Consider the following 12,514-nt stretch of genomic DNA (forward strand, 5'->3'; position numbering starts at 1 on the left):
GGGGTTGTGCTCATCTTCTCCCTCACCCCATCTTCCCCGGATTGAATATGCCGGCCGGATCGAATTTCTCCTTCACCCGCCGTGACAGCATCGCCACCGCCTCAGGCTCGGGGTGGAAAGCCGCGGTGACTGCCCTCGCCTCGGCCGATGCGCGGATCAGCGTCGCATGGCCACCACCGAGCGCCTTGATGAAGCGGCGGACCAGCTCGGCTTCAGGACCGGCCTCCATGCGCATCCAGACAAGACCGCCCTGCCAGTCATAGAAAGCGTCGACGCCGGCCTCGAGGCGCAGCGCCGCGACCAGCTGATGGCCGGTGCCGGGGGCGACCGAGACGCGCCAGACCGGCCGCGCGGTGCCGTCGGCATAGGGCAGCACGTCGCGGATTTCTTGCCAGAGCCTGCGGCTGTCGGGCTGCTCCAGCCTGGTGACCGTGGCGAAGGCCGACATTGTCGCGACAAGCTTTTCAATGCGCACGTCGACCGAACCGGCCAAGCCTTCGATGCGCAGCACCGTCGCCTCACCCTCCGGCAATGTGCCGGCGAGGAATTTCCACGTCACCGTCAGCGGCAGGTGGGCGGCACTGGAGATTTCGACCGGCAGCGCCATTGCCGCGGCCATGGCCTTTGCCGCTTCGGCGTCGTTGAGGCCCGACAGAACCACCGTCTGTTCCGTCTTCGGGCGCGGCGGCACGCGGAAAGTAACTTCGGTGAGGAAAGCCAGCGTGCCATGCGAGCCGGCCACCAGCTTGACGAGATCGAGGCCGGTGACATTCTTCATCACCCGGCCGCCGGCCTTGATGATCTCGCCCTTGCCATTGACGAAGCGCACACCGAGCAGGCTGTCGCGGGCGGCACCGGCGATGAGCCGGCGCGGGCCGGAGACATTGGCGGCAAACACGCCGCCGATGGTCGGCTCGCCGGACGTCCCCATCACAGGGCGATGATCCATCGGCTCGAAGGCGAGCATCTGGCCGCTCTCAGACAGCGCCGCCTCGACCTCGGCGAGCGGCGTGCCCGCTCGAACGGTCATGACCATTTCGCCGGGATTATAGGCGACGATGCCGGAAAGCCCGGTCGAGCGCAGCCGGCCTTCGGCGACAACGGCATTGCCGAAGCCCGAGCGGCTATCGCCGCCGCAAATCGCGAGCGGCTGGCCGCTTTCCGCGTGGGCGCGGACGATTGCCGTCGCCTCTTCCTCACTCGTCGGCATCAGATCGATCATGCGGCGGGGCGCCCTTCGAGCGGAAAGACCTTCGACGGGTTGAGGAGCCAGCCGGGATCGAAGGCGGCGCGCGCCGCCATCTGCTGGGCGAGATCGGCCTCGGAATATTGGTGGCGCATCAGGTCGCGCTTCTCGATGCCGACGCCATGTTCGCCGGTCAGGCAGCCGCCGGCATCGACGCAGAGCTTCAGGATGTCGTTGCCGGCGGCTTCCGCGCGAGCGGCATCCTCGGGATCGTTGGCGTTGAAGAGGATCAGCGGGTGCATATTGCCGTCGCCGGCGTGGAAGACATTGGCGACACGCAGGCCATAGTGATCGACGATTTCGGCGGTCCGCTTCAGCACATGGGAAAGCTGGCTGAGCGGCACCGTGCCGTCCATGCAGATGTAGTCGGCGATGCGGCCGGTGGCGCCGAAGGCGGATTTGCGGCCCTTCCAGATCAATGCCGCCTCGGTCGCCGACTGGCATTCGCGCACGGTCTTCACCGCGTGCCGGCGGGCGATCTCGACGATGTCCTTCAGCGTGGCGTCCATCTCCGCTTCCGACCCTTCGACCTCGACGATCAAAAGCGCGCCGACATCGAGGGGATAACCGGCATGGGCGAAGGCCTCGCAGATCTCGATTGCCGGCTTGTCCATGAATTCGATCGCAACCGGGACGATGCCGGCGGCGATGACATCGGCAACGCAGGAGCCGGCGGCCTCCGAGCTTTCGAAACCGAAGAGCACCGGGCGGGCGCCTTCCGGCTTGGCGATCAGCCGCACCGTCGCCTCGGTGACGATGCCGAGCTGGCCTTCGTGGCCGCAGACGAGGCCGAGCAGATCATACCCCGCCGCATCCAGCGCCTTGCCGCCGAGTTCGATCACCGTGCCGTCGACCAGCACCATCCTGACGCCGAGCAGGTTGTTGGTGGTGACGCCATATTTCAGGCAGTGGGCGCCGCCGGAATTCATGCCGATATTGCCGCCGATGGTGCAGGCAAGCTGTGAACTTGGATCGGGCGCATAGAAAAAGCCGTCCGCGGAGACGGATTCGGAGATGTTGAGATTGGTGACGCCGGCCTGAACCACGGCGACGCGGTTCGGCAGATCGATTTCGAGGATACTGTTCATCTTCGACAGGCCGAGCACAACCGCATCCTCCTGCGGAATGGCGCCGCCGGAAAGCGAGGTGCCGGCGCCGCGCGGCACGACCGGAATGCCGTATCGGTGGCAATAGCGCATGACGGCCGAAACCTCGGCTGTCGTGCGCGGCAGGGCGACGGCGAGCGGCAGACGGCGGTAGGAGACGAAGGCGTCGGTCTCGAACGGCACCAGCTCGCGCGCCTCATGCACCAGGCATTCCGGCGGCAGGAGATCGGTCAGATCGGCGACGATCTGGGCTCTGCGCGCCAGGACATCGGCGCGGGGGCTGAGAAACGAAATGGCGTCGGACATGGCGTTCTCCCTGGCCCTGACGACGGGGAAATGACAGCGGGAAGTGGGTAGCGGAACCGGCCGCGAACCTCCCTGCCGCCGATTGACCGGCTTAGCACTTTCCCGAAAGCGGCGCAAATGCTAAGCACTTATGCCAAAAGGGGAAAAAGTCGCAAAACCTTATGACCAATCTGGGTGATCTCGAAATCTTTGCCAAGGTCGTTTCGACAGGCAGCATGTCTCTCGCCGGGCGCGCGCTCGGCTTTTCCCCGGCCGTCGTCTCCAAGCGGATCAAGCGGCTGGAGGACCGGCTCGGCACCCGGCTTTTGCAACGCACGACTCGGCAGATCTCGCTGACGGAAGCCGGACAGGGTTTCTACGACCGCGTCCTCGGCATTCTCGCCGGGCTTGAGGAAGCGGAATTCTATATCTCCGGCCGCTCGGCGCAGATGCACGGCACGCTGAAGATCTCGGCGCCGACCTCCTTCGGGCGCATGCATATCGCGCCGCATCTGAAGGGTTTCATGGAGGCGCATCCGGAGCTTGCGATCAATCTGGTGCTGACGGACGAATTCAGCGACATCGTCGGCGGCGGCTTCGATCTGGCGATCCGCATCGCCGAACTCACCGATTCGAGCCTCGTCGCCCGAAGGCTGGCGCCGGTGCGCCGGCTGCTCTGCGCCTCGCCGGATTACCTGGCGGCGCATGGCGCACCTCGGCATATCGACGAACTGAAACACCACCGCTGCCTGCCGGCGCACAATAACGACACCTGGCGGCTGAACGGACCGGACGGAGCGCTGAGTCTCAGGCCGGAAGGCATGCTGATCACCAATTCCAGCGAGGTGATCCGCGAGGCTGTCATCGCCGGTCTCGGAATCGCCCTGCGCTCCACCTGGGATATCGGCGAAGAGCTCAAGGCCGGCCGGCTGGTGCAGGTGCTGCCGGCCTATGAAGGCTCGCACAATGTCGCGCTGTCGGTCGTCTATCCCAGCCGGCAGTTCCTGCCAGCCAAGGTGCGGCTGTTCATCGATTATCTGGCAGAGCTTTATGGCCCCGTCCCCTATTGGGAGCGCTGATGGCAGTGCCGGTTCAGCGCGCCAGCCTCTCGATGACGAGGTCCAGCAGGGCGCGCAGCCGCGCCAGCCGCTTCATGTCGCGGTGATAGCCGACCCAGGTGTTGCGGCCGGGTGGCGGTTCACCGAGATCGACCAGTTCGACGACCGCAAGGGAATCGCCGAGCGGCCGCGGCAGAACGGCGAGCCCGGCACCGTTGGCACAGAGCGCTGCCTGCACGTCGCGGCTGTTGCTCCGCATGACGGTATCGGCCCGCGGCAACAGGCGCTGCAGCCAGCCGACATCCGGCATGTCGCTGAAAGCCTCGTCCATGGTGATGAGGCGGGCGCCCGTGCCATCGCCAGCTTCGGGGTGCGGTGCGCCGCGTCTGATGTAAAGGCCGTATTCGATATGGATGAGCTTGCGCGATATGACCTCCGCCTCCGTGAAAGGCCGGATGCGGAAGACGAGGTCGGCTTCGCGTCGCGACAGGTTGAGAAGCCGGCTGTCGGTCAGCAATTCGATCTCTACCTTTGGATGGACTTGCGAGAATTCCGCCAGTACCGGCGAAAGCACATGCGCGCCGAACCAATCGGATGAGGACAGCCTGAGAAAGCCATCGAGCTGACGACTGCCACCGGCGAGGACGCGCTCCATGGCGAGCGCCTCCTCTTCGATGCGTTCAGCGCCGGCGAACACGGCGGTGCCCTCGTCAGTCAGCACGAAGCCATCCGTCGTGCGCTGAAAAAGCGTCTGGCCGAGCGAGGCTTCAAGAGCACGCAGCCGCCTGCCCATCGTCGGCTGCGTCAGCCCGAGGCTGCGGGCTGCTGCCCCCAGCGTGCCGAACCGCGCGATCGCCAGAAACAGCTTGAGGTCGCTCCATTCCATCGCCCGCATCCGTCAAACAAAAATGCATGGATTTCAGTCATTATCTTTCATTTTCATTCGCGCTTCAATGCACCATCTTCTTCCAGCACAAGCCATTGCCGACGCCCCAGCAGACGCCGCGCTGCGAACGAAGGAGAGTTCCATGCCTGTCCAATCAACGATGAAAGCACTGCTGGCGGAGACGCCGAATTCGCCGCTGCGGATCGCCGATATCGCAAAATCGTCCCCCGGCGAGGGCCAGGTTCTGGTGCGCATCAAGGCAAGTGGCGTCAACCCGCTCGACCTCAAGATCCGGGCCGGTAATGCGGTCCATGCCCGCCATCCGCTTCCCGCCATACTCGGCATCGATATGGCCGGCATCGTCGAAGAGATCGGAACTGGCGTCAGTGGTTTCCGCCGCGGCGACGCGGTCTACGGCATGACCGGCGGGGTCGGCGGCATTCAGGGATCGCTTGCCGAATTTGCAGCCATCGACGCCGCGCTGCTGGCGCCAAAGCCACAGAATCTGTCGATGCGCGAGGCAGCCGCCCTGCCGTTGATCTCGATCACCGCCTGGGAAGGGCTTGTCGACCGCGCCGGGGTCAAGGCCGGCCAGAAGGTTCTCGTACTCGGCGGCGGCGGTGTCGGCCATATCGTGGCGCAGATCGCCAAGGCTGCCGGAACCGAGGTCTATGTGGTCGACGGCGCTTCGAAAGCGGATTATCTCGCCGGCCTTGGCGCAACACCGATCGATCGTGACGTGGAAACGGTGGAAACCTATGTCGCAAGACACACCGGCGGCAAGGGTTTCGATCTGGTCTACGATACGGTCGGCGGCCAGGGGCTCGATACGGCATTCCGTGCCGTCAGCCGGTTCGGCCATGTCGTGAGCTGTCTTGGCTGGGGAAGCCACGCGCTGGCGCCGCTCTCCTTCAAGGCCGCCACCTATTCCGGCGTCTTCACGCTGCTGCCGCTTCTGACCGGCGAGGGACGCGCCCATCACGGTCAGATCATGCGGGAGATGACGAAGCTTGTCGAAGCCGGCAAGGTGATGCCCAAGCTCGACAGGCACCGCTTCACCCTTGCCGATGCCGATGAGGCGCATCGGCTGATCGAAAGCCGGCAGGCGGATGGAAAGCTCGTCGTCGAGATCGACTAACCTCGACGAGAGAATTAGCGCGCCAGATCGAGATAGGCGTTCGCCACCATCGCGTCGATATCGCGGGGTACGGGGACGACGCAGGATTGGGGACCGGCCTCGCCCCGGGCGATGCGTTCCAGGCAGCGGGCCTGGAGGGTGAAGCCGAGATCCATCGACTCGACCGTATTGCCGAGCGGCCGCGGACCGGCGAGATTGGCCATGTGACCGCCGCCGAGTACATGGAAGGAACGGCCGTCGGCGAGATGGAAGGTCTCGATATGGTCGGCCTCGTAGCGATCGATGCCGGTGACATCGGGATGGCGGCGAAGGGCCTCGACATCGATCTCATGCGGGAAATGGCCGCCATTCATCAGGATCGCGCCGTCCTTGACAAGCGGCAGGTCGGCTGCCGTGACGATGCCGGCAAAACCGGTGACGGTGACGATGATATCGGCCGAGCGGATCGCCTGGTCGCGTAGCGGCGTGACGAAACCGTCGAGATGGGCTTCGAGCGTCGTCACCGGATCGATGTCGACGACGCTGACGGTTGAAAAGGCATTGCGGAAACAGGCGGCCGTGCCCTTGCCGCAGGCGCCGTAGCCGAAGACGGTCACGCGTTTGCCGTTGGTGGAGCGGTTGGTGAAGCGCAGGTAGCTTTCGAACAGGCTCTGGCCGACGGCATGCCTGTTTTCGGCGAACTGCTTGATCGGGCTGTCGTTGATGACGAGGATCGGCATCTCCAGCCGCTCGCGCAGCGGCAGCAGACGGGTGCGCCCCGAAGTGGTCTCCTCGGTGCCGCCCAGGAGATTGGCATAGGGCTTTTCCGCCGCGATGGCGAAGAGATCGCCGCCATTGTCGAGCAGCAGATCCGGCTTCTCGGCGATGACCGCTTCGAGGCTCTGATGATGGGCAGCGGGATCGGTCGTCTGCGTGGCAAAGACGGTGATTCCTTGTGAACGCAGGAACTCGACCGTCGACGGCTGGGTACTGTTGAGATTGCCGGTGCAGACGAGACGCGCGCCACCGGCGCGCAGCGTCATCAACAGCGCCACCGTCTTCGGCTCGAGATGGATGCCGGTACCGATCGATAGACCCTCGAAAGGACGCGTCCGCTCGAATTCGGCCGCCGTCGCCGTGAGCAGCCGGCAGCTGCCGCCGATCCAATCGATACGGGTTGCGGTCTTTTCCATCATCTCTTTCCTATTTGCGCCTTGGTGCTGTTTTAGCGGAGCAACAGGGCTGCGAATATGGAAGTAATTCTGGCGAAGGGGCAGAAAATCTGCCCTTTCAGGCCGACGTCCCGCAACGAAGCAGCCAGCCGGACAAAGCCACAAAGGCCGGCCGTTTCGCATCCGGCGTGCGGCAGCAGAGGCTGTAGCCCGACGGGCGGGATATGAAGCCGTAGGGCGCCACGAGATGCCGGCGTTCGAGATCGTCTTCGATCGAAGCACGCGGCGCAAGCGCGATGCCAAGCCCGGAGCGGGCAGCCCCCAGCGCCAGCAGCAGATCCTCGAATTCCTGGACGCGGGAAAAGACGACCGGCGGCGTGCCGCTTTCGGCGAACCATTCGTCCCAGAGCTTCGGAACGCTGCGGCTGGCGAGCATCGTCAGTGCACCCATCGCTGCAGGGTCCTTGGATAGTGTCGCGGCGAGCGAAGGTGTGGAGACCGGGCCGAACTCGTCCTCCATGAATCGCAGAGCGGTGATCCCCGGGGCCGGCCGGTATTCACCGCCCATGATCACAGCGTCCAACTCCGGGTGCATCTGCAGCGGTTCGACCACGGTCATCGGCACGATCTCGACCGCCGTATCGCCGAGACTTGCCTGCATATCCGCGACGCGCGGCATCAGCCACCAGACCGCGAAGGCGGAGGGCACGCCGAGCCGAATGCGATTCTGCTCGGCGTCTTCGAGCTCCAAAACGGCGCGCTGCAGAATGTCGAAAGCCACGCCCGCTGCGGCGGCGAAAGCGCTCGCCTGCACCGTCGGAACCAGCCGGCGGCCGTCACGCGTGAAGAGCTTGCGGCCGAGGTGATTCTCCAACGTGGCAATCTGCTGACGCACGGCGCCACGCACCACATTCAGCTCTTCGGCAGCTTTCAGAATGCTGCCGTGACGGCAGACGGCCTCGAAGGCGCGGACGGCGTTGAGAGGGGGTAGACGCATGATTACCACATTCGAAAATCATAGTGCATCACTTGATCTTGCCATTGAACGAAAGGCAAGATCACGCCATATTGTACAGCTGTGCAATGTGACGCATTCGAGACAGGGCGTGACGGATTCTCCGAACCTGTCCTACCTCGATTTTCCCTATGAACGACGATCAAATGGCGTTTCGAATCGTCATGCCATTTTGGATTGCGTAAGCTTTCCGTGATATACGTATATGAGTGATTCCTAACGACGACTGTGAAGGTGACCCGACAATTGACTCTTTTCGCCCGACTGGCTTCCGATGTGCAACTGATGTTCCGGCGCCCGCCGCGACAGCAATATGGTGCGCTCTGCTACCGGGTTAAGAAGAAGAGCGGCGAGGTCGAGGTGCTGTTGATGACGAGTCGCGACACCGGCCGCTGGGTCATTCCCAAGGGTTGGCCGATGACGCGCAAATGCGCCCATGAGGTCGCGATGCAGGAGGCCTTCGAGGAAGCCGGCGTGCGCGGCGTGGTCGAGCCGGAGACGCTTGGCGCCTATACCTATCCCAAAGTGCTGCGCGATGGGGTGCAGGTGGTCTGCAAGGTGCAGGTCTATGCGCTCGAAGTCACCAATATGATGAAGAACTTCAAGGAAAAAGGCGAGCGCCGCATCGAATGGGTGTCGTTCGACGAGGCGGCCGGGCGGGTGCGCGAACCGGAGCTCCGTCACCTCTTCCTTGCTTTCAAGAAAAAGATGACCGACAGGCTTTCGGCCAACGCGGCGACGCAAATTTCAACGGACAACGAAATTCCGGCGGCCAAGCAAATTCCGGCGGAATGATTCCTGCCATCTTGCACTGCTAGAAAAGCAGCGTAGAAGCAGATTCATTCTCAGGAACAAGAATGCCGCCACGTCCCGCAGTCCTCACGAAACGCACGCTCGACAAGGACCTCGACAAGATCACCCATGCCGAGGACGTGGCGAAGCATGTTTTGCGGCGGCTGGTGGCGCCCGGTCTCGGACTGATCTTTCTCGGTCTGGCCATGCTTTTTGCCGGCGTCTATGTGTTCGACCGGCCGGGAGCGATGCTGGTGGTGGCGGCGGCGGCGCTTGCCGGCTACATGGCGATGAACATCGGCGCCAATGATGTGACCAACAATGTCGGTGCCGCGGTCGGCGCGCGCGCCATGACGATGGGCCAGGCCCTGGTCATCGCGGCGATTTTTGAAATCCTTGGCGCCACCATCGCCGGCGGCGAGGTCGTCAAGACAATTTCCTCGAACTTGGTCGACGCCGTCCAGGTGCCGCCGGCAATACTCGGCTGGATCATGATGGCGGCACTGATGGCGGCGGCCCTCTGGATCAATCTCGCGACCTGGATGAATGCGCCGGTTTCCACCACCCATGCGATCGTCGGAGCAGTGATCGGAGCCGGCATCTCAGCCGTCGGGCCGGAGCCGGTGAACTGGCGGGTGCTGCTGGAAATCACTTCGAGCTGGATCACCTCGCCGCTGATCGGGGGGCTGATCGCAGCCGGGCTGCTTTATCTCGTCAAGACGCTGATCATCTATCGCGACGATAAGATCGCGGCGGCCAAGCGCTGGGTGCCGGTGCTGGTGGCGGCAATGGCCGGCGGCTTCATGGCCTATATGGTGCTGCAACTGTCGCCAGCCGGCAAATTTCAATCCTTCACCATCATCTTCATCGGAATTGCCACCGGGCTGCTAAGCTGGCTTGCCGCCCGGCCGCTCGTTCTCGCCCAGGCGCGGGATCTTGAAAACCGCAACAGTTCGCTGCGGGTGCTGTTCCGCCTGCCGCTGATCGGCTCTGCGGCGCTGCTGTCCTTCGCGCATGGCGCCAACGACGTTTCGAATGCGGTCGGGCCGCTGTCGGCGATCGTCCATTCGGTCGGCGTCGGCGGCGACGCCATCGGCCATCCGCCGCTCTGGGTGATGCTGATCGGCGCCTTTGGCATCTCGGTCGGCCTGCTGCTCTTCGGGCCGCGCCTCATCCGCCTCGTCGGCGAGGAGATCACCAAGCTCAATCCGATGCGGGCCTATTGCGTCGCGCTGTCGACCGCCTTTACCGTCATCGTCGCCTCCTGGCTCGGTCTGCCGGTCAGCACCACGCATATCGCCGTCGGCTCGGTCTTCGGCGTCGGATTCTTCCGCGAATGGTACACGCGTCATTCGAAGCGCCGCATCGCCTATATCAGGCGCAAGGCCGAGAGCTTTGATATCGACGAGCCGGAGGAGCCGAACATTCACGAGACGCGGCGGCGCTATCTCGTGCGACGTTCGCATTTCATGACGATCGTCGCTGCCTGGATCGTCACCGTGCCGGTTTCGGGGGCGCTTGCGGCAATGATTTATTGGGCTATGTTCGCGCTCTTCGTGTGAAACCCCGAGTTTTCGAATGCGCGCCAATTTCCGTATGCAACGGCTTTTCGTCGACGCGCCGCTTTCCCGCGGCGCCGTCCTCGAGGCAAATACCGACCAGTTCAACTATCTCGCCAATGTGCTGAGGATGGAGGAAGGGGCGGAGATCCTGCTCTTCAACGGCCGCGACGGCGAGTGGAAGGCGAGCCTCACTTTTCCTACGCGCAAACGCATCGTCTTGACGGCAACCGAAGAGACCCGGCCGCAGCCGCAGCCTTGCGACCTGCATTATCTGTTTGCGCCGCTCAAGGTCGGCCGCATGGATTATCTCGTGCAGAAGGCTGTGGAAATGGGAGCCGGCCTGCTGCAGCCGGTCATGACCCAGCACGTCCAGGGCAAGATCACCAATCTCGACAAGCTGCGCGCCAATGTCGTCGAGGCGGCGGAACAATGCGGCATTCTCGGCATCCCCGATGTGACCGAGCCGGTGAGGCTTCTCGACCTGCTCGACCGCTGGCCGAGCGAGCGCCGCATCATCTATTGCGACGAGGGCGACGCCGGGCAGAACCCGCTGCCGGTGCTGTCGGCGATCCGCGAAAAGCATCTTGCTCTGCTCGTCGGGCCGGAAGGCGGCTTTTCGGAAGAGGAACGGGCGCGGCTTCGAAGCCTCGATTTCGTCACCGCCATTCCGCTCGGACCGCGCATCCTCAGGGCCGATACGGCGGCCGTTGCGGCGCTGGCGGTGGTCCAGGCGGCGATCGGCGACTGGAATTAGGTCGAAAACGGGTTGACATGGAAATCGCTGCTATTTTTTTGATGCGTCGTTGAAACAATTTCACTTGCAACATGGGTGGCTTGGGTCCTAATCACCCTTCCAACTGCCCGGCCCCCTGGGCGCCTTTTTGAATACAGGTATCCCGCATGGCCCGCGACACTACCGACCAGACACCGCTCTCTTCGGTCCAGGATCTGACCGATTACATTGCCGCCGGCAACAAGCCGCGGGAGCGCTTCCGGATCGGCACCGAACACGAGAAGTTCGCCTTCTTCCGCGCCGACAACAGTCCGGTTCCCTATTTCGGCGATGCCAGCATTTCGGCCCTTTTGACCGGCTTGCAGAAGAAAAGCGGCTGGGAGCCGATCACCGACGGCGGCAACATCATCGGCCTTGCCGAGCAGAACGGCATGGGCGCGATCTCGATCGAGCCCGGCGGCCAGTTCGAACTCTCCGGCGCACCACTGGAGACGATCCACGAGACCTGCAAGGAATCGAACCAGCATCTGGCGACGCTGCGCGAAATCGCCGAGCCGATGGGCATCCGCTTCCTCGGCATCGGCGGCAGTCCGAAATGGACCTATGCGGAAACCCCGCAAATGCCGAAATCACGCTACGAGATCATGACCCGCTATATGCCGAAGGTCGGCACCCAGGGTCTCGACATGATGTACCGCACCTGCACGATCCAGGTGAATCTCGATTTCTCCTCGGAAGCCGACATGCGCAAGAAGATGCGCGTCTCGATGAAGCTGCAGTCGCTGGCGACCGCCCTCTTCGCATCTTCGCCCTTCACCGAAGGCAAGCCGAACGGGCTGCTTTCCTGGCGCGGCGATATCTGGCGCGATGTCGATAACCAACGCGCCGGCCTGCTCGACTTCACCTTCCGCGACGATTTCGGCTTCCGCGATTATGCCGAATGGGCGCTCGACGCGCCGATGTATTTCATCGTCCGCGACGGCCACTATCACGACTGTACCCATGTCACCTTCCGCCAGTTCATGAACGGCGCGTTGAAGGGCGAAGTCGCCGATCCGGCGCCGACGATGGGGGACTGGACGAACCATCTTTCGACACTCTTCCCCGACGTGCGGCTGAAGCGTTTCCTGGAAATGCGCGGCGCCGACGGCGGCCCCTGGCGGCGCATCTGTGCGCTGCCGGCCTTCTGGGTCGGCCTGCTCTACGACGATACGGCCCTCGAGGCCGCCGACGAACTGACGAAGGATTGGAGCTTTGCCGAGATCAGCGCCCTGCGCAATGCCGTTCCCGCCGAAGGCTTGAAGGCGCAATTCCGCGGCCATCCGCTCTTCGACATGGCGCGCGAGGTGGTCGGCATTTCAAAGGCCGGCCTCAAGGCGCGCGGCAAGCTCAACGGCGAAGGCCAGGACGAGACCATCTTCCTTGCGCCGCTCGACGAAGTGCTCGCCAAGAAAGCAACGCTCGCCGAGGATCTGCTGTCGCTCTATCACGGCCGCTGGAACGGTTCCGTGGAACCCGTCTTCGAGGACTATCAGTACTGAG

11 protein-coding genes are annotated in these 12,514 nt (G+C 63.6%); 6 read left to right on the plus strand and 5 right to left on the minus strand.

Features of this window, described 5'->3' with window-relative positions:
* Positions 1 to 22: 22 nt before the first annotated feature.
* Together glcE and FHT69_RS20265 are read right to left on the minus strand one after the other, a co-directional pair.
* Complete coding sequence (gene glcE, locus FHT69_RS20260; RefSeq protein WP_183904217.1) at positions 23 to 1,222, minus strand: glycolate oxidase subunit GlcE; 1,200 nt, start codon at positions 1,220 to 1,222, stop codon at positions 23 to 25.
* Positions 1,219 to 2,658, minus strand: coding sequence for an FAD-linked oxidase C-terminal domain-containing protein (locus FHT69_RS20265; RefSeq protein ID WP_183904216.1), 1,440 nt, complete (start codon positions 2,656 to 2,658; stop codon positions 1,219 to 1,221). The genes glcE and FHT69_RS20265 overlap by 4 nt, the downstream gene beginning before the upstream one ends.
* Positions 2,659 to 2,819: 161 nt before the next feature.
* Here FHT69_RS20265 and FHT69_RS20270 point away from each other — a divergent pair, with 161 nt between their 5' ends.
* Positions 2,820 to 3,716, plus strand: a complete 897-nt coding sequence (locus FHT69_RS20270; RefSeq protein ID WP_183904215.1) for a LysR family transcriptional regulator — start codon at positions 2,820 to 2,822, stop codon at positions 3,714 to 3,716.
* A 13-nt stretch (positions 3,717 to 3,729) separates the two neighbouring features.
* Here the strand turns inward: FHT69_RS20270 and FHT69_RS20275 are convergent, their stop codons facing one another.
* Positions 3,730 to 4,581, minus strand: a complete 852-nt coding sequence (locus FHT69_RS20275) for a LysR family transcriptional regulator (protein ID WP_097630504.1) — start codon at positions 4,579 to 4,581, stop codon at positions 3,730 to 3,732.
* 142 nt (positions 4,582 to 4,723) lie between these two features.
* Between FHT69_RS20275 and FHT69_RS20280 the strand changes: the two genes are divergently transcribed.
* On the plus strand, positions 4,724 to 5,719 hold the full coding sequence (locus tag FHT69_RS20280; RefSeq protein WP_047614409.1) for a zinc-dependent alcohol dehydrogenase family protein: 996 nt from the start codon (positions 4,724 to 4,726) through the stop codon (positions 5,717 to 5,719).
* Between the two features lie 14 nt (positions 5,720 to 5,733).
* Here FHT69_RS20280 and FHT69_RS20285 read toward each other — a convergent pair whose 3' ends face one another.
* Together FHT69_RS20285 and FHT69_RS20290 are read right to left on the minus strand one after the other, a co-directional pair.
* On the minus strand, positions 5,734 to 6,891 hold the full coding sequence (locus FHT69_RS20285) for an adenosylhomocysteinase (protein WP_183905870.1): 1,158 nt from the start codon (positions 6,889 to 6,891) through the stop codon (positions 5,734 to 5,736).
* A 97-nt stretch (positions 6,892 to 6,988) separates the two neighbouring features.
* Entirely contained in the window at positions 6,989 to 7,867 is an 879-nt protein-coding gene (locus FHT69_RS20290; RefSeq protein ID WP_097542886.1) for a LysR substrate-binding domain-containing protein, read from the minus strand.
* A 264-nt stretch (positions 7,868 to 8,131) separates the two neighbouring features.
* Here FHT69_RS20290 and FHT69_RS20295 point away from each other — a divergent pair, with 264 nt between their 5' ends.
* The 4 genes from FHT69_RS20295 to FHT69_RS20310 all read left to right on the plus strand — a co-directional run bounded on the left by FHT69_RS20295 (position 8,132) and on the right by FHT69_RS20310 (position 12,513).
* Positions 8,132 to 8,680: an NUDIX hydrolase gene (locus tag FHT69_RS20295; protein WP_047613768.1), complete on the plus strand. Its 549-nt coding sequence runs from the start codon at positions 8,132 to 8,134 to the stop codon at positions 8,678 to 8,680.
* A 62-nt stretch (positions 8,681 to 8,742) separates the two neighbouring features.
* The gene (locus FHT69_RS20300; protein WP_183904213.1) at positions 8,743 to 10,239 is read left to right on the plus strand and encodes an inorganic phosphate transporter; all 1,497 of its coding nucleotides are present in this window, start codon (positions 8,743 to 8,745) and stop codon (positions 10,237 to 10,239) included.
* Between the two features lie 16 nt (positions 10,240 to 10,255).
* Positions 10,256 to 10,993, plus strand: a complete 738-nt coding sequence (locus tag FHT69_RS20305) for a 16S rRNA (uracil(1498)-N(3))-methyltransferase (RefSeq protein WP_097542889.1) — start codon at positions 10,256 to 10,258, stop codon at positions 10,991 to 10,993.
* Between the two features lie 146 nt (positions 10,994 to 11,139).
* The gene (locus tag FHT69_RS20310) at positions 11,140 to 12,513 is read left to right on the plus strand and encodes a glutamate--cysteine ligase (RefSeq protein ID WP_168332580.1); all 1,374 of its coding nucleotides are present in this window, start codon (positions 11,140 to 11,142) and stop codon (positions 12,511 to 12,513) included.
* Position 12,514: the final 1 nt, after the last annotated feature.

The organism is Rhizobium sp. BK008 (genome assembly GCF_014197345.1).
Lineage (GTDB): Bacteria > Pseudomonadota > Alphaproteobacteria > Rhizobiales > Rhizobiaceae > Rhizobium > Rhizobium anhuiense.

Coding starts and splice junctions, on each gene's coding strand:
- glcE (WP_183904217.1), bottom strand. CDS start 1,222: ATGATCGATCTGATGCCGACGAGTGAGGAAGAGGCGACGGCAATCGTC.
- FHT69_RS20265 (WP_183904216.1), bottom strand. CDS start 2,658: ATGTCCGACGCCATTTCGTTTCTCAGCCCCCGCGCCGATGTCCTGGCG.
- FHT69_RS20270 (WP_183904215.1), top strand. CDS start 2,820: ATGACCAATCTGGGTGATCTCGAAATCTTTGCCAAGGTCGTTTCGACA.
- FHT69_RS20275 (WP_097630504.1), bottom strand. CDS start 4,581: ATGGAATGGAGCGACCTCAAGCTGTTTCTGGCGATCGCGCGGTTCGGC.
- FHT69_RS20280 (WP_047614409.1), top strand. CDS start 4,724: ATGCCTGTCCAATCAACGATGAAAGCACTGCTGGCGGAGACGCCGAAT.
- FHT69_RS20285 (WP_183905870.1), bottom strand. CDS start 6,891: ATGGAAAAGACCGCAACCCGTATCGATTGGATCGGCGGCAGCTGCCGG.
- FHT69_RS20290 (WP_097542886.1), bottom strand. CDS start 7,867: ATGCGTCTACCCCCTCTCAACGCCGTCCGCGCCTTCGAGGCCGTCTGC.
- FHT69_RS20300 (WP_183904213.1), top strand. CDS start 8,743: ATGCCGCCACGTCCCGCAGTCCTCACGAAACGCACGCTCGACAAGGAC.
- FHT69_RS20305 (WP_097542889.1), top strand. CDS start 10,256: ATGCGCGCCAATTTCCGTATGCAACGGCTTTTCGTCGACGCGCCGCTT.
- FHT69_RS20310 (WP_168332580.1), top strand. CDS start 11,140: ATGGCCCGCGACACTACCGACCAGACACCGCTCTCTTCGGTCCAGGAT.